The organism is Streptomyces sp. NPDC057854 (genome assembly GCF_042797055.1).
In the GTDB taxonomy this organism is placed as follows: Bacteria; Actinomycetota; Actinomycetes; order Streptomycetales; family Streptomycetaceae; genus Streptomyces.
Genome location: NZ_JBHVMF010000010.1, coordinates 98,733 through 114,905 on the forward strand (window position 1 = coordinate 98,733; position 16,173 = coordinate 114,905).

Here is a 16,173-nt window from a genome sequence, read left to right on the forward strand (position 1 = left end):
GGTGGGGAGGTCCGTACCCGTCACCGAGGAGTCAAGAGCCGTGCCGGACCCTTCCTCCGCCTTCGGCCGCGAGGCGTCGTCGCGCCCGTCGCGCGCCTCCCTGCGAACCGCCGTCGTCTGGGACGTCCTCAAGGACGCCCTCGACCGCCGGGTCGGCACCACCGGGAACGCCGCCCTGGACGTCCTGGACACCGGCGGCGGCTCCGGCAACTTCGCGGTGCCGGTCGCCCGCCTCGGCCACCGCGTCACCGTCGTCGACCCCAGCCCGAACGCGCTCTTCGCCCTGGAGCGGCGCGCCGCCGAGGCCGGCGTCGCCGACCTGGTGACCGGCGTCCAGGGCGACGTCCGCGGCCTCTTCGACGTGGTCGAGCGCGGCGCCTACGACGCCGTGCTCTGCCACGGCGTCCTGGAGTACGTGGACGACCCCGCCGAAGGCGTGCGCCACACGGTGGCCGCGCTCCGCCCCGGCGGCGCGCTCAGCCTGCTCGGCGCCGGCCTCGGCGGCGCGGTCCTCGCCCGCGCCCTCGCCGGGCACTTCACCGAGGCCCGGACCGCGCTCGGCGACCCGGACGGACGCTGGGGCGCCGGCGACCCCGTGCCGCGGCGCTTCACCGCCGACCAGCTCACCGGCCTGGCCGAGGAGGCCGGCCTCTCCGTGACGGCCGTCCACGGCGTACGGATCTTCGCCGACCTCGTGCCCGGCGTCCTCGTCGACACCGAGCCCGGAGCCGCCGAGGCCCTGCTGAAGCTGGAGGCCGCCGCCGCCGAACTGGCCGCCTTCCACGCCGTCGCCACCCAGCTCCACGTGCTCGCCGAGAAGCCCGCCTGACCCGGTGGAACTCCCGGGCCGCGCCACCCGTTCGGAGGTGCGGGCCCGGCTCTGCCACAGGCCGCCCCATATGCGGCTTCGCGCCGTATGATCGAGGCAACCATCCGGCATGACGGGCGGACGGCTGGGGAATCAACGCCTCACCAACCGAACCGCGTGGCGGCACGGATGGACTGATCGGCATTGAGGGCGGGTTTCACGGGGGCGATTCCCTGCCTATCCTGAAAGGGCCGCAACCGGTCGCCCCCGCGACCGACGACTAGGAGGACTCCGTGCCGCTCTCGGAGCACGAGCAGCGAATGCTCGAGCAGATGGAGCGAGCGCTGTACGCCGAAGACCCCAAGTTCGCGACAGCGCTCGAAGGAAGCGGGCTGCGCACGTACACCCGTCGCCGGGTGTACCAGGCAGTCGCCGGCTTCCTGGTGGGTATCGCGCTCCTCATGGCCGGCCTGGTCTTCTTCGAGGATGGCCTGATCTGGCTCAGTGTGGTGGGCTTCCTCGTCATGCTGGGCTGCGCGGTGCTGGTGGTCACCGGCTGGCGCAAGGCGCCCAAGCCGGGCGAGCAGGCGCACCGGACGGCCGGTGGCCGTCAGGGTGGACAGGCGCGACGCTCCATGATGGACCGTATCGAAGCGCGGTGGCAGCGCCGCCGCGACGAGCAGCAGGGCGGCGGCCACTGACGCCCCCCTAGCGGAGACCCCGCCCCCCGAGGCCCCGCCCCGCCGGCCCCGAGCCCTGGCGGGGCGCCGCCATGTCCGGGCCCGTATCGGTGCTCTGCCGCCGTGTCCGGGTCCGTATCGGTGCTGTGCCGCCGTGACCGGGCCGGTGTCGGCGATCGCCGCCGTGTCCCGGCCCGTATACCAGTGCGCCGCCGCCGTTCCGTCGGGGCGTGGCGTGGGCAGGCGTTCCCGTCGGCCGGGGGGGTGCGGCCCCGGGCGTCGCCCGGGACCGCACCCCCCGCCGTCACGGTGTCGTGCGGGTCCGCAGGGCCGTCCAGCGGGTGGAGGCGGCCCAGCGGAGGCGGGTCGCGGAGCGGGGGGCCAGGAGGGCGCGGAGGCGCCCGGCACGCGACGCGCTCGCGTGGAAGCCGGCCCGTACCAGCGCCGCCTCCCGCCCCAGCCCCGTCATCGGCCGCGGCGACGGCGCGTACAGGGCCTCCTCGACCGCCCCGGCCACCCGGTGCACCGCTTCCGCCGCCGCACCGGTCAGCTCACCCGCCCGGACGATCCGCTCGGCCGTTCTCCGCGGCGTCTGCGCGTCGTCCGGCTCGAACCCGTAGTCCCAGGCCGTGTCGCCGATCTCCCGCCAGACCGCCAGCGGGCCGGCCGACGGGGCGAGCCGGCGGGACCGGACGCGGATCCGCCACAGCAGCGGGAGGAACGGCAGCGCCAGCGCGACCAGCGCGGCCAGCGACCACCCGGCCACCTTCAGCACGTCCGTACCGCCGCCGGAGGACGGGCCCGCGGCCGCCGCCGGGTCCTGGCCGCACTCGCCGAGGCGCCGCATCTCCGGCGGGCAGCTCTCCGAGGCGCTCGGCGCCGCCGTGGGCTCGGCCGAGGCCGTCGCCGAGGGCTGCGCGGGACCGGTCGGGCCCGCGGTGGGCGCCGCCTGCCGGGTGTACGCCGGCGTGGAGCCGCGCGACGGCGTCGGCTCGAACCGGGTCCAGCCGGCGCCCTCGAAGTACAGCTCGGGCCAGGCGTGGGCGTCCCGGATGCCGACCGAGACCGAGCCGTCGGACTGGCCGGTGCCGGGCATGAAGCCGACCGCGACCCGCGCCGGGATGCCCAGCGTGCGGGCCATCGCCGCCATCGAGAACGAGAAGTGGATGCAGAAGCCCTTCTTGTCCCGCAGGAAGCGCGAGATCGCCTCGGTGCCCGTCCCCGACGTCACGTCCACGTCGTAGCGGAAGCCGCCGTCCTCGGCGAACCAGTCCTGGAGCCGCACCGCCCGCTCGTAGTCGTTCCGCGCGTCCTTGGTGACCTCCAGCGCCGTCGCCTTCACGTCGGCGGGCAGGCTGCCGGGCACCTTGGTGTACTCCTCGCGCAGCCGCTCGGGCGCCGGACCCGCCTGGGCCAGCTGCTCGCCGGTCGGCTGCACGTCGAGGCTGGTCACCTGGTAGCGGACGCCCTTGGTGGTCTGCTTGTCGTCGCCGACGAGCATCCGGCCGGCCGGCTCGTATCGCCAGCGGCCCTCGACGTCCACCCGGGCCGCCGGGAACGGCATCGGCAGCCACTTCTGGTCGTACCCCTCGGAGGCGACGAAGTTGCTGGTCACCTCGGAGGTGCGGACGGACTGGGCCAGGCCGTCGGGCCACGGCAGCGACTTCGGGACCGCCTCGATCGGGCGGACCGAGGACTTCCACGAGGTGCCGTCGAACTGATCGAGGGCGACGAGCCGCAGGTAGAGGCCGCTGTTGTCCAGCGCGTTGGTGCGGTAGCGGAGGACCTCGAAGTCCTCCGGCTGCCGCAGGTTGTCCTGGAGGGAGACCAGCGGGTTCACGGCCGCGATGGTGCCGCCGCCCCCGCTGCCCTCGCCGGCGCCCCCGCCGCCGTCCCCCAGCAGCCCGCCGGAGAAGCCCGGCAGCACCAGCGGCACCACCAGGGCGGTGCCCATGGCGACCGCCCCGATCCGCCGGCCGGTGCGCACCGGCGCGAAGGACGGCCCGCCGCTGCCCACGGGCGCCCCGGCCCGGCCGGAACGCTGGGCGCCGCCGAAGACGCGGCCCCACCCGGACAGCCGGTCGCGGCCCTCGGCGAGGAGCAGCAGCAGGTAGCCGGTGGCGGCGAGCACGAACCAGAGCGGGCCGGCGCCGCCGCCGGAGAGCCCGGCGGCCACCGAGTACAGCGCGAGCAGCGGCAGACCGGCCGGGGCGGCACGCCTGAAGGTGACCGCCAGGACGTCCACGAGCAGCCCGATCGCCAGCACCCCGGCGACCAGCATGAGCCGGATGCCCTCGGTGTCCGGGGCGGGGATCGCGTACGTGGCGACGTCCTGGGTGCCCAGGCGGAACAGCTCGGCCCCCCGCTGGACCGCCTGCGGCCCGGGCAGAAAGCCGAGGAGCGCCTGCTCCCGGGCGAAGACCACGGTCAGCGCGACCACGCCGACCAGCAGCTGGGCGCCGATCGTCACCGGCCGGGCCAGCGGCACCCGCCGGCACAGCATGCCGGTGCCGCTCTGCAGCGCCAGCAGCAGGGCGGCGGTGAAGATCCACGTGGCCGGCTTGACCAGCGGCAGCAGCGCCCCGGCGGCCATCAGGGAGGCCGCCCAGGCGGCCAGTGTCAGGCGGGTGAGCCCGCTCATGCCCATCCTCCGTAGCTGTCTGCGGCGGTGCTCTCCCGCGGCGCGCCGGCGGCCTGCTGCCAGAGGTCGGCCACGCGGGCGCCGGGCGGGACGGAGACGACGGTCCAGCCGGCCTCGCGCAGCTGCCGGACCCGGGTCTCGACGGCCCCGGCCGCGGCGCCGCCGGTGAGCCAGGTGCCGGAGTCCAGGAGGAAGGCGACGGCCGCGCCGGCCCGTCCGCGCATCCGGGCGGCCAGGGTGCCCTGCTCCTCGTCGAGGTCGCCGAGGAAGGCGACGAGCAGGCCGTCGCTCCCGGTGCGCAGCACGTCGGAGGCGCGGGAGAGGCCGGCGCCGTCGGAGTGGTCGACGACCGCGAGGGTGTCCATCATCAGGCCGGCCGTCTCCGAGGAGTCGGCGGAGGACGCCCCGGTGTAGCCGTCGGAGCCCACGCCGGGGACCGCGCTGCCGGTGTCGGTGAGCAGCCGGACGGCGTAGCCGCGCTCCAGCATGTGGGTGAGCACCGAGGCGGCGCCGGAGACGGCCCATTCGAAGGCCGAGTCGGGTCCGGAGCCCTGGTAGCCGGACCGGCGGGTGTCGAGCAGGACGGTGCAGTGGGAGCGCTGCGGCTGCTCCTCGCGGCGGACCATCAGCTCGCCGTACCGGGCGGTGGAGCGCCAGTGGACCCGGCGCAGGTCGTCGCCGTGCCGGTACGCGCGCGGGATGACGTCGTCGTCGCCGGCGAGGGCCAGCGCGCGCTGCTGCCCGTCGCCGTGGCCGGACGCCTCGCCGCCGAGCCGGACGGCGGGCAGGGGGGCGGTGCGCGGGACGACGGTGAGGGTGTCGTACGCGCTGAAGGAGCGGGTGAGCTCGCACATGCCGAAGGGGTCGCTCAGCCGCAGCTGGAGCGGCCCCAGCGGGAAGCGTCCGCGCAGGTCGGAGCGGACCCGGTAGGAGACCTCGCGCCGGCCGCCGGCCTCGACCCGGTCCAGGACGAAGCGGGGGCGGGGGCCGAGCATGTACGGCACGTGGTCCTGGAGCATCAGCAGCCCGGTGGGGAGCTTGGCGACGTTCTCCATGCGGAGCTGGACGCGGGCCTCGGTGCCGGCCTCCACCCGCCGCGGGGTGAGCAGGCGGGACGTGGCGACCCGGTAGCGGGTGCGGTGCAGGACGACGGCGCAGATCAGCGGGAGGGCGGCGAGCAGCAGGCCGACCCGGAGCAGGTCGGCCTGGCCGAGCACGTAGGCGCAGACGGCGGCGGCGGCCCCGGCGGCCAGGAAGGACCGGCCGCGGGTGGTGAGGCCCGCGAGGGCGGCCCGCAGACCGCCCCGGCCGTCCTCGGCCCGCGGCCCGTCGCGGTCGTCGGCGCGCTGCCCCCGGGGTGCGGCGGGGGTCGCCATCACAGCGGCCGGCCGCCGGTCTGCCGGCCGTAGGCCGGGCCGGCGGGCGGCGCGGCGGCCGGGACGGGGGTGCGCTGGAGGATGTCGAGGACGACCTGCTCGGCGGTGCGCCGGTTGAGCTGGGCCTGCGCGGTCGGCAGCAGCCGGTGCGCGAGGACCGGCACGGCCAGCGCCTGGAGGTCGTCCGGCAGCACGTACTCGCGGCCGGCGAGGGCGGCGGAGGCCCGGGCGGCCCGCAGCAGGTGGAGCGTGGCGCGCGGGGAGGCGCCGAGCCGCAGGTCGGGGTGGGCGCGGGTGGCGGCGACGATGTCGACCGCGTACCGCCGCACCGCGTCGGCGACGTGCACCGCGCGGACCGCCTCGATCAGCTTCAGGATCTCGTGGGCGTGGGCGACCGGCTGGAGGTCGTCCAGCGGGTTGACCGCGCCGTGCACGTCGAGCATCTGGAACTCGGCCTCGGCGCTGGGGTAGCCGATGGAGACGCGGGCCATGAAGCGGTCGCGCTGGGCCTCGGGCAGCGGGTAGGTGCCCTCCATCTCGACCGGGTTCTGGGTGGCCACGACCATGAACGGGCTGGGCAGCTCGTAGGTGTGCCCGTCGATGGTGACCTGGCGCTCCTCCATGGACTCCAGGAGCGCGGACTGCGTCTTGGGGGAGGCACGGTTGATCTCGTCGCCGATGACGATCTGGGCGAAGATGGCGCCCGGCTTGAACTCGAACTCCCGGCGCTGCTGGTCGAAGATCGACACGCCGGTGACGTCCGACGGCAGCAGGTCGGGGGTGAACTGGATGCGGCGCACCGAGCAGTCGATGGACCGCGCGAGCGTCTTGGCGAGCATGGTCTTGCCGACACCGGGCACGTCCTCGATGAGGAGGTGGCCCTCCGCGAGCAGCACCGTCAGCGCGAGACGTACGACCTCGGGCTTGCCCTCGATCACGCTCTCCACCGAACCGCGGACCCGCTCCGCGGTAGTGGTCAAGTCTGTGAGGCTCGCTCGGTCGTCATAGGTCGTCACCCCGGCCCTCCTCGGCCTTGCAGGAACACGGACACCTGCCCCCGGGTGGGATGTACGGGGGGTGTCACCCGAGCATTCTTGTGGGGACGGCCGGGCCCTGTCACTCGCCTGTGGACAACTGCGGAGGAAATGCCGGGGTTTGTCGTCTTACGCGGAGGCGGAACGTGTGCTGGGGCACTGCCGGAACGCTTCTCCACAGGTCAAGGGGGTACCGCGGCGCCGCCCCCGGGAACCGGACGCGACGCGCCGGCCGGCGGGCGTGTGAGCCGCCCCACAGCGCGCGCCGGACGCCGCCGACCGGGTGACCCGCCCGGAATCCCCGCCCCCGCGCCCGGCGCCGCGCGACGCGCCAGCCGGTTGATTGACCGGCCCCGTCCGTGGACTAGAGTGACGCGGAGTTCCCGGAGACAATCGAGCGTTTTGCAGCGGTTTCTCCCCCCGTGTGCGCGGCGGCACCCACGGCTCGCCCCCTTACCCGCTCGCCGTGCCCGTTCTGAGAGGGTGCGTTGAGCAACGACCGACACGTCCCGGTGATGCTCCAGCGGTGCCTGGACATGTTGGCCCCTGCCCTCCAGCGCCCCGGCGCCGTCGTCGTCGACTGCACCCTGGGCCTCGGCGGACACAGCGAGGCCCTGCTCCGCGCCTTCCCCGAGGCCCGGCTCGTCGCCCTCGACCGCGACAAGGAGGCTCTGCGCCTCTCCGGCGAGCGGCTCGCCCCGTACGGCGACCGCGCCACCCTCGTCCACGCCGTCTACGACGAGCTGCCCGAGGTCCTCGACCGGCTCGGCATCGACAAGGCCGACGGCGTCCTGTTCGACCTGGGCGTCTCCTCCATGCAGCTGGACGAGGCCGACCGCGGCTTCGCCTACGCCCAGGACGCCCCGCTCGACATGCGCATGGACCAGACGACCGGCATGAGCGCCGCCGAGGTCCTCAACACCTACCCGCCCGGCGAACTCGTCCGCATCCTGCGCGCCTACGGCGAGGAGAAGCAGGCCAAGCGGATCGTCTCCGCCATCGTCCGGGAGCGCGAGAAGGAACCCTTCACCACCAGCGCCCGGCTCGTCGAACTCATCCGCGACGCCCTCCCGCAGGCCGCCAAGCGCACCGGCGGCAACCCCGCCAAGCGCACCTTCCAGGCCCTGCGCATCGAGGTCAACGGCGAACTGAGCGTCCTGGAGCGGGCGATCCCGGCCGCCGTGAAGGCCCTCGCCGTCGGCGGCCGGATCGCGGTCCTCTCGTACCACTCCCTGGAGGACCGGCTCGTCAAGCAGGTCTTCGCGGCCGGCGCCGCCACCACCGCGCCGCCCGGCCTCCCGGTCGTCCCCGAGCAGTACCAGCCCCGCCTCAAGCTCCTCACCCGCGGCGCCGAGCTCCCCGCCGAGGAGGAGGTGGCCGAGAACCGCCGGGCCGCCCCCGCCCGGCTGCGGGGCGCCGAGCGCATCCGGGAGGACGTGCTGTGAGCGCGGCGAGGGGGCCGCTCAAAGGCCGGGCCGCGCGGCTCGGACAGCTCATGCCGTCCGGACCCAGCACGGCCGCCCGCACCCCCTTCGTCCTGCTCGTCGTCCTCCTCCTCGGCGGCGGCCTCATCACCCTGCTGCTGCTGAACTCCGCCCTCAACCAGGGCTCCTTCGAGCTGCGCGAGCTCAAGGACCGCACCACCGAGCTCACCGACGAGGAACAGGCCCTCCAGCGCGACGTCGACGCCTACGCCGCACCCGACGCCCTGGAGCGCCGCGCCCGCGAGCTCGGCATGGTCCCCGGCGGCAGCCCCGCCTTCCTCGGGCCCGACGGCAAGGTGCTCGGCGTGCCCACCGTCGCCCCCTCCCCGAAGCCCTCCCGGACGCCGTCCCGCGCCCCGGACCGCACCGGCGACCCCGCCGCCTCCGGTACGCGGCCGCCCGCGCCCGGCGCGGGCACCGCCCCGGAGCCGACCGCCACCGCGACCGCCACCGCGACCGCCCCGACCGCCCCCACGACCTCCGGCAGGTGACCGAGCAGTGCCCTCCCAGGAGCCCCCGCGCCGCCGCGTCCCCGGCCCCGCCCGGCCCTCCCGACCCCGGCCCGCCGGCTCCGGAGCGGCCTCCGGCGGCACCCCCCGGGGCGGATCCGGCGCCCGCGCCCCGCGCCCCGGAGCACGGCCGGCCACCCGCCGCCCCGCGCCCCGGCCGCAGGCCCGCAAGCCGCGCACCATCAAGCTCGGCCGCCCCCGGCCCCGGCTGCGGCTGATCTCCGTCGGCCTCACCCTCGTCATGCTCGTCTTCGTGGTGCGGCTGCTCCAGGTCCAGGCCGTCGACGCCAGCGCGTACGCCGCCAAGGCCGACAAGTACCGCTTCCAGGAGTACACGCTCTCCGCCGAGCGCGGCGAGATCACCGACCGCAACGGCATCGCCCTCGCCACCAGCGTCGACGCCTACGACATCACCGCCGACCCCAAGCTCTTCACCCCCGAGGAGTCCAAGCGCCGCGACGCGCCCGAGCAGGCCGCCGCGCTGCTCGCCCCGATCCTCGGCAAGGAACCGGCGGAGCTCGCCAAGAAGCTCCGCACCCCCAAGTCCCGCTACACGCTGCTGGCCCGCAAGCAGACCCCGCAGGTGTGGAACCAGATCAAGGACCTCAAGAAGGTCTACGCCGAGAAGTCCCAGGAGCCCGGCGGCACCGGCGTCAACCTGCTCGGCGGCGTCCTCAGCGAGCCCAGCACCAAGCGGGTCTACCCGAACGGCGAACTCGGCGCCGGGATACTGGGATACGTCAACGCCGAGGGCCGCGGCGCCGGCGGCGTCGAGTCCATGCTCGACACCGAACTCGCCGGCCGCGACGGGAAGATCCGCTTCACCGCCTCCGGCGGCAGGCAGGTCCCCACCGCCGGCTCCCAGGGCACCCCCGCCGTCCCCGGCTCCGACATCGAGCTCACCATCGACCGGGACATCCAGTGGGCCGCCCAGCAGGCCATCACCGAACAGGTCCGCAAGTCCCGGGCCGACCGCGGCTACGTCATCGTCCAGGACACCCGCACCGGCGAGGTCCTCGCCATGGCCAACGCGCCCGGCTTCGACCCCAACGACCTCTCCGCCGCCAACGCCGCCGCCATGGGCAACGCCGCCCTCCAGGACGCCTACGAACCCGGCTCCACCAGCAAGGTCATGTCCATGGCCGCCGTGCTGGAGGAGGGCAAGGCCACCGCCGACACCCACGTCGTCGTCCCCAACCGGCTCCACCGCGGCGACCGGCTCTTCAAGGACGACATCGACCACAAGACCTGGTACCTGACGCTCAACGGCGTCCTCGCCAAGTCCAGCAACATCGGCACCATCCTCGCCACCGGCCAGCTCGGCAAGGACCAGGCCGAGTCCAACCGCATCCTCGACGGCTACCTCCGCCGCTTCGGCATCGGCAGCCCCACCGGCCTCGGCTTCCCCGGCGAGACCCCCGGCATCCTCGCCAAGCCCGAGGACTGGTCGACCTCCCAGCAGTACACCATCCCCTTCGGCCAGGGCCTCTCCGTCAACGCCCTCCAGGCCGCCTCCGTCTTCTCCACCGTCGCCAACGGCGGCGTACGGATCGAACCCAGCCTGGTCCGCGGCACCAAGGGCCCCGACGGGCGCTTCACCCCCGCCCCCAAGCCCGCCGAGCACCGGGTCGTCAGCGAACAGACCGCCAAGACCCTCGCCCAGATGCTGGAATCCGTCGTCGACGACCGCGAGGGCACCGGCACCCGGGCCGCCATCCCGGGCTACCGCGTCGCCGGCAAGACCGGCACCGCCAACCGCGTCGACCCCGAACTCGGCCGCTACAAGGGCTACACCGCCTCCTTCGCCGGCTTCGCCCCCGCCGACCAGCCCCGCGTCACCGTCTACTGCGCCATCCAGAACCCCACCAAGGGCAGCTACTTCGGCGGCCAGATCTGCGGCCCCATCTACAAGAAGGTCATGGAGTTCGCGCTCAAGACCCTCCACGTGGCACCCACCGGCAGCGAACCGCCGCGCCTGCCGGTCACCTTCGAACCCACCCCGTGACCCCCGGGAGCACCACCAGTGACGACGATCACCCCCCACTCCGGGAACCGGAAATCGAACTCCGGCGACGCCCCCGGCTCGTTTGGTCCCCCGCAGGGTGCGCCCGGTACGCTCACCGCCGTGCCACACGCTGATCAGTCCCGAACCACCCCGCCCCGCCCGGAGCGGGCCCGCCCGACACCCCTGGGCGAGCTCGCGGCACGGCTGGGCACCGAGATCCCCGACGCCGCCCGCGCCGTCCCCGTCTCGGGAATCACCCACGACTCCCGGGCGGTACGCCCCGGGGACGTGTACGCGGCCCTCGCCGGCGCCCGCCTGCACGGCGCCGACTTCGCCGCCCAGGCCGCCGGCCTCGGCGCCGCCGCGGTCCTCACCGACCCGGCCGGAGCCGACCGCGCCGCCGCCACCGGCCTGCCGGTCCTCGTCGTCGACGACCCGCGCGGCCGGATGGGCGAACTCGCCGCCGAGATCTACGGCCGCCCCGGCGCGGACCTGCTCCAGATCGGCATCACCGGCACCTCCGGCAAGACCACCACCGCCTACCTCGTCGAGGGCGGACTGCGCGGCGCCGGCAAGCACACCGGGCTGGTCGGCACCGTCGAGATGCGGATCGGCGACGAGCGCATCAAGTCCGAGCGCACCACCCCCGAGGCCACCGACCTCCAGGCCCTCTTCGCCGTCATGCGCGAGCGGGGCGTCGAGGCCGTCGCCATGGAGGTCTCCAGCCACGCCCTGGTGCTCGGCCGGGTCGACGGCTGCGTCTTCGACGTCGCCGTCTTCAACAACCTCAGCCCGGAGCACATGGAGTTCCACTCCGACATGGAGGACTACTTCCAGGCCAAGGCGAGCCTCTTCACCCCCGGGCGCAGCCGGACCGGCGTCGTCAACGCCGACGACGAGTACGGCCGCCGGCTCGTGAAGGAGGCGGGCGTCCCGGTCGTCACCTTCTCCGCCGAGGGCCGCCCCGACGCCGACTGGCGCGCCGAGGACGTCGTCCTGGGCGCCGCGAGCTCCACCTTCACGGCCGTCGGCCCCGAGGGCGTGCGGATCCCCGCCACCGCCCCGCTGCCCGGCCCCTTCAACGTCGCCAACACCCTCGCCGCCATCGCGACCCTCGCGACCGCCGGGCTCGACCCGCGGACCGCCGCCGACGGCGTCGCCGCCGTCCCCGGCGTCCCCGGCCGCCTGGAGCGCGTCGACGCCGGCCAGCCGTACCTCGCCGTCGTCGACTACGCGCACAAGACCGACGCCGTCGAGTCCGTGCTGCGCTCGCTGCGCGAGGTCACCGAGGGCCGGCTGCACGTGGTCATCGGCTGCGGCGGCGACCGGGACACCACCAAGCGCGGCCCCATGGGCGGCGCCGCCGCCCGGCTCGCCGACACCGCCGTCCTCACCTCGGACAACCCCCGCTCCGAGGACCCGCTCGCGATCCTCACCGCGATGCTCGCGGGCGCCGCCGAGGTGCCCGCCGCCGAGCGCGGAGACGTCCTGGTCGAACCCGACCGGGCCGCCGCGATCGCCGCGGCCGTGGCCCGCGCCCGGCCGGGCGACACCGTCCTGGTCGCCGGCAAGGGCCACGAGCAGGGCCAGGAGATCGCCGGGCAGGTCCGTCCCTTCGACGACCGCCGGGTCCTCCGCGAAGCGATCGAGGCGGCGACCGGGACACCGGCCGCCGCGGCGACCGAACACCGTCACCAGAACAGTCAGGGATGAAGCAGTGATCGCCCTCTCCCTCGCCGAGATCGCCGAAATCGTCGGCGGGCAGGCGCACGACATACCGGATCCGGACACCCGGGTCACCGGGTCCGTCGTCATCGACTCCCGCGAGGTGAAGCCCGGCAGTCTCTTCGCCGCCTTCGCCGGGGAACGCGTCGACGGCCACGACTACGCGGAGCGCGCCGTAGCGGCGGGCGCGGCGGCCGTGCTCGCCGTCCGTCCCCTCGGCGTCCCCGCGATCGTCGTGGACGACGTGCAGACCGCGCTGGGCGCCCTCGCCCGCACGGTCGTCGAGCGCCTCGGCACCGATGTCGTCGCCCTCACCGGCTCGGCCGGCAAGACCTCCACCAAGGACCTGATCGCCCAGGTCCTCGAACGCCACGCGCCCACCGTCTGGACGCCCGGCTCCCTCAACAACGAGATCGGCCTGCCGCTCACCGCGCTCACGGCCACCGAGGAGACCCGGCACCTCGTCCTGGAGATGGGCGCCCGCGGCATCGGCCACATCCGCTACCTGACCGGGCTCACCCCGCCCCGGATCGGTCTCGTCCTCAACGTGGGCTCCGCCCACATCGGCGAGTTCGGCGGACGCGAGCAGATCGCCGTGGCCAAGGGCGAGCTCGTGGAGTCCCTGCCGTCCGCCGAGGACGGCGGCGTGGCGGTCCTCAACGCCGACGACCCGCTCGTCCGCGCCATGGAGAGCCGCACCAAGGCCCGCGTCCTGCTGTTCGGCGAAGCGGACGAAGCGGCCGTACGTGCCGAGAACGTCCGGCTCACAGGGACCGGACAGCCTTCTTTCACGCTCCACACACCCACCGGGTGCAGCGACGTGACCTTGCGCCTGTACGGTGAGCACCACGTGTCGAACGCGCTCGCAGCGGCCGCCGTCGCGCACGAGCTGGGCATGTCCGCCGACGAGATCGCCACCGCGCTCTCCGAGGCAGGCTCCCTGTCGCGCTGGCGCATGGAGGTCACCGAGCGTCCGGACGGCGTGACGATCGTCAACGACGCCTACAACGCGAACCCCGAGTCCATGCGAGCCGCCCTGCGCGCGCTCGCGGCCATGGGCAGGGCCGGACAGGCCCAGGGGGCCCGCACGTGGGCGGTGCTCGGCAAGATGGCCGAGCTCGGTGACGCGTCGCTGGCCGAGCACGACGCGGTCGGACGGCTCGCCGTCCGGCTCAACGTCAGCAAGCTCGTCGCGGTCGGGGACAGGGAAGCGTCCTGGCTGCAACTGGGCGCCTATAACGAGGGTTCGTGGGGTGAGGAGTCGGTGCACGTGTCCGACGCGCAGGCGGCTGTCGACCTGTTGCGCAGGGAGCTGCGCCCGGGGGACGTGGTCCTGGTGAAGGCGTCCCGCTCGGTCGGTCTGGAGCAGGTCGCGCTCGCGCTGCTCGACGCTGAGGGCGAGGTATCCGGCCGATGAGGCAGATCCTCTTCGCGGGGGCCATCGGCCTCTTCCTGACCCTGATCGGCACCCCGCTGCTCATCAAGCTGCTGGCCCGCAAGGGGTACGGGCAGTTCATCCGGGACGACGGCCCGCGCGGCCACCTCGGGAAGAAGGGCACGCCCACCATGGGCGGCATCTCCTTCATCCTGGCCACGCTCATCGCGTACGCCCTGGCCAAGGTCATCACCGGCGAGGACCCGACGTACTCGGGCGTCCTCGTGCTGTTCCTGATGGCCGGCATGGGCCTGGTCGGCTTCCTCGACGACTACATCAAGATCGTCAAGCAGCGGTCGCTGGGCCTGCGGGCCAAGGCGAAGATGGCCGGCCAGCTGATCGTGGGCATCGCCTTCGCGGTGCTCTCGCTCCAGTTCGCGGACGCGCGCGGGCTGACCCCGGCCTCCGAGAAGCTCTCCTTCATCACGGACTTCGGCTGGACGATCGGCCCGGTCCTCTTCGTGGTCTGGGCGCTCTTCATGATCCTGGCCATGTCCAACGGCGTGAACCTGACGGACGGTCTGGACGGTCTGGCCACCGGCGCCTCCGTGATGGTCTTCGGCGCCTACACCTTCATCGGGCTGTGGCAGTTCCAGGAGTCCTGCGCCAACGCGCTGACCCTCACCAACCCGAACGCCTGCTTCGAGGTCCGCGACCCGCTCGACCTCGCCGTCGTGGCCTCCGCGCTCATGGGCGCCTGCTTCGGGTTCCTGTGGTGGAACACCTCGCCCGCCAAGATCTTCATGGGCGACACCGGCTCCCTCGCGCTCGGCGGCGCGCTCGCCGGTCTCGCCATCTGCTCCCGTACGGAGCTGCTGCTCGCGCTGCTCGGCGGCCTGTTCGTGCTGATCACGATGTCCGTGGTCATCCAGGTCGGCTCGTTCAAGATGACCGGCAAGCGCGTCTTCCGGATGGCCCCCCTCCAGCACCACTTCGAACTCAAGGGGTGGTCCGAGGTCCTGGTCGTCGTCCGGTTCTGGATCATCCAGGGCATGTGCGTCATCGTGGGCCTGGGCCTCTTCTACGCGGGATGGGCAGCCGACAAGTGAGCGAAGAGCTGGACTGGCAGGGCAAGCACGTCACGGTCGCGGGCCTCGGGGTGTCGGGCATCCCGGCCGCCCGGGCCCTGGCCGGCCGCGGCGCCGTGGTGACCGTCGTCAACGACGGGGACGACGAGCGCTCCCGGACGCAGGCCGCCGCGCTGGAGGCGGAGGGGATCACCGTCCGCCTCGGCGACGGCGCGACCCTGCCGGCCGGCACCGAGCTGGTCGTCACCACCCCCGGCTGGCAGCCGGACAAGCCGCTCTTCAAGGCCGCCGCCGAGGCGGGCGTGGAGGTCTGGGGCGACGTCGAGCTGGCGTGGCGCCTGCGGGGCCCCGGCGCGGCCCCGTGGCTGGCGGTCACCGGCACCAACGGCAAGACCACCACCACCCGGATGCTCGCCTCCATCCTGGAGGCCGCCGGGCTGCGGACCGCCGCCGTCGGCAACATCGGCGTCTCGCTCCTCGACGCCGTCCTCGGCGAGGAGACGTACGACGTGCTCGCCGTCGAGCTGTCCAGCTACCAGCTGCACTGGGCGCCCTCCGTGCGCGCCCACTCGGCCGCCGTGCTCAACCTGGCGCCCGACCACCTCGACTGGCACGGCTCCATGGAGGCGTACGCCGCCGACAAGGGCCGGATCTACGAGGGCAACCAGGTCGCCTGCGTGTACAACGTCGCCGACCCGGTGACCGAGGACCTGGTCCGCGAGGCCGACGTCGAGGAGGGCTGCCGCGCCATCGGCTTCACCCTCGGCGTCCCCGGCCCCTCGCAGCTCGGCGTCGTCGAGGACGTCCTCGTCGACCGGGCCTTCGTCGCCAACCGGCAGAAGAACGCCCAGGAGCTCGCCGAGGTCGCCGACGTGCAGCCGCCGGCCCCGCACAACATCGCCAACGCGCTCGCCGCCGCCGCCCTCGCCCGCGCCTTCGGCGTCGAGCCCAAGGCGGTACGGGACGGTCTGCGGGCCTTCCGCCCGGACCCGCACCGGATCGAACTGGTCGAAGAGGTCGGCGGCGTGACGTACGTCGACGACTCCAAGGCCACCAACACCCACGCCGCCGAAGCCTCGTTGGCCGCCTACGACCCGATCGTCTGGATCGCCGGCGGCCTCGCCAAGGGCGCCACCTTCGACGAGCTGGTCCAGAAGTCCGCGAAGCGGCTGCGCGGCGCCGTCCTGATGGGCGCCGACCGCGCGCTGATCCGCGAAGCGCTGGCGCGACACGCCCCGGAGGTCCCGGTGGTGGACCTCGACCGGACCGACACTGGGGCGATGTCCGAGGCGGTCCGCGAGGCGGCCCGGCTCGCCCGCCCGGGGGACACCGTCCTCCTGGCCCCGGCCTGCGCCTCGATGGACATGTTCACCAACTACACCAAGCGGGGCGAGGCGTTCGCGGACGCGGTCCGCGCCCTCGCCGCCACCGGGGACGCCTGACCCGAC

12 protein-coding genes are annotated in these 16,173 nt (G+C 74.3%); 9 read left to right on the forward strand and 3 right to left on the reverse strand.

Translation table 11 applies throughout. From position 1 onward, the window contains the following. Positions 1-40: 40 nt before the first annotated feature. Both ACFVQZ_RS16645 and ACFVQZ_RS16650 read left to right on the forward strand, forming a co-directional pair. Complete coding sequence (locus tag ACFVQZ_RS16645; protein ID WP_030493001.1) at positions 41-829, forward strand: methyltransferase; 789 nt, start codon at positions 41-43, stop codon at positions 827-829. Positions 830-1,101: 272 nt separating this feature from the next. Next, a complete protein-coding gene (locus tag ACFVQZ_RS16650; RefSeq protein WP_030493000.1) occupies positions 1,102-1,509 on the forward strand; it encodes a DUF3040 domain-containing protein in 408 nt (135 codons plus the stop codon). Positions 1,510-1,792: 283 nt separating this feature from the next. Here the strand turns inward: ACFVQZ_RS16650 and ACFVQZ_RS16655 are convergent, their stop codons facing one another. From ACFVQZ_RS16655 to ACFVQZ_RS16665, 3 genes are read right to left on the reverse strand one after another with little or no spacing between them, the layout of a single operon-like run. Beyond that, complete coding sequence (locus ACFVQZ_RS16655) at positions 1,793-4,129, reverse strand: transglutaminaseTgpA domain-containing protein (protein WP_383623113.1); 2,337 nt, start codon at positions 4,127-4,129, stop codon at positions 1,793-1,795. Then, a complete protein-coding gene (locus ACFVQZ_RS16660) occupies positions 4,126-5,505 on the reverse strand; it encodes a DUF58 domain-containing protein (protein ID WP_383623117.1) in 1,380 nt (459 codons plus the stop codon). The genes ACFVQZ_RS16655 and ACFVQZ_RS16660 overlap by 4 nt, the downstream gene beginning before the upstream one ends. After that, complete coding sequence (locus tag ACFVQZ_RS16665; protein WP_383623120.1) at positions 5,505-6,521, reverse strand: AAA family ATPase; 1,017 nt, start codon at positions 6,519-6,521, stop codon at positions 5,505-5,507. The genes ACFVQZ_RS16660 and ACFVQZ_RS16665 overlap by 1 nt, the downstream gene beginning before the upstream one ends. A gap of 506 nt (positions 6,522-7,027) precedes the next feature. On the opposite strand from ACFVQZ_RS16665, the gene rsmH reads away from it, so the two are divergent. Genes rsmH through murD form a run of 7 tightly spaced genes read left to right on the forward strand, consistent with a single transcriptional unit; the run spans position 7,028 to position 16,167 of the window. After that, complete coding sequence (gene rsmH, locus ACFVQZ_RS16670) at positions 7,028-7,984, forward strand: 16S rRNA (cytosine(1402)-N(4))-methyltransferase RsmH (RefSeq protein WP_383623124.1); 957 nt, start codon at positions 7,028-7,030, stop codon at positions 7,982-7,984. Further along, positions 7,981-8,514 carry a septum formation initiator family protein gene (locus tag ACFVQZ_RS16675; protein ID WP_383623127.1) on the forward strand — a complete coding sequence of 178 codons (534 nt, stop codon included), beginning with the start codon at positions 7,981-7,983 and terminating at the stop codon, positions 8,512-8,514. The genes rsmH and ACFVQZ_RS16675 overlap by 4 nt, the downstream gene beginning before the upstream one ends. Before the next feature lie 7 nt (positions 8,515-8,521). Next, positions 8,522-10,537, forward strand: a complete 2,016-nt coding sequence (locus ACFVQZ_RS16680) for a penicillin-binding transpeptidase domain-containing protein (RefSeq protein WP_383623130.1) — start codon at positions 8,522-8,524, stop codon at positions 10,535-10,537. 18 nt (positions 10,538-10,555) lie between these two features. Next, entirely contained in the window at positions 10,556-12,250 is a 1,695-nt protein-coding gene (locus ACFVQZ_RS16685; protein ID WP_383623134.1) for a UDP-N-acetylmuramoyl-L-alanyl-D-glutamate--2,6-diaminopimelate ligase, read from the forward strand. 4 nt (positions 12,251-12,254) lie between these two features. Beyond that, positions 12,255-13,679, forward strand: a complete 1,425-nt coding sequence (murF, locus tag ACFVQZ_RS16690) for a UDP-N-acetylmuramoyl-tripeptide--D-alanyl-D-alanine ligase (protein WP_030492992.1) — start codon at positions 12,255-12,257, stop codon at positions 13,677-13,679. Then, positions 13,676-14,746: a phospho-N-acetylmuramoyl-pentapeptide-transferase gene (mraY, locus tag ACFVQZ_RS16695; RefSeq protein ID WP_030492991.1), complete on the forward strand. Its 1,071-nt coding sequence runs from the start codon at positions 13,676-13,678 to the stop codon at positions 14,744-14,746. Before murF ends, mraY begins: the two co-directional genes overlap by 4 nt. Then, the gene (murD, locus tag ACFVQZ_RS16700) at positions 14,728-16,167 is read left to right on the forward strand and encodes a UDP-N-acetylmuramoyl-L-alanine--D-glutamate ligase (protein ID WP_030492990.1); all 1,440 of its coding nucleotides are present in this window, start codon (positions 14,728-14,730) and stop codon (positions 16,165-16,167) included. The genes mraY and murD overlap by 19 nt, the downstream gene beginning before the upstream one ends. Positions 16,168-16,173: the final 6 nt, after the last annotated feature.

Excerpts from the sequence above, each read along its gene's own strand:
- ACFVQZ_RS16655 (WP_383623113.1), bottom strand. The coding sequence starts at position 4,129 with ATGAGCGGGCTCACCCGCCTGACACTGGCCGCCTGGGCGGCCTCCCTG.
- mraY (WP_030492991.1), top strand. The coding sequence starts at position 13,676 with ATGAGGCAGATCCTCTTCGCGGGGGCCATCGGCCTCTTCCTGACCCTG.
- murD (WP_030492990.1), top strand. The coding sequence starts at position 14,728 with ATGGGCAGCCGACAAGTGAGCGAAGAGCTGGACTGGCAGGGCAAGCAC.
- ACFVQZ_RS16660 (WP_383623117.1), bottom strand. The coding sequence starts at position 5,505 with ATGGCGACCCCCGCCGCACCCCGGGGGCAGCGCGCCGACGACCGCGAC.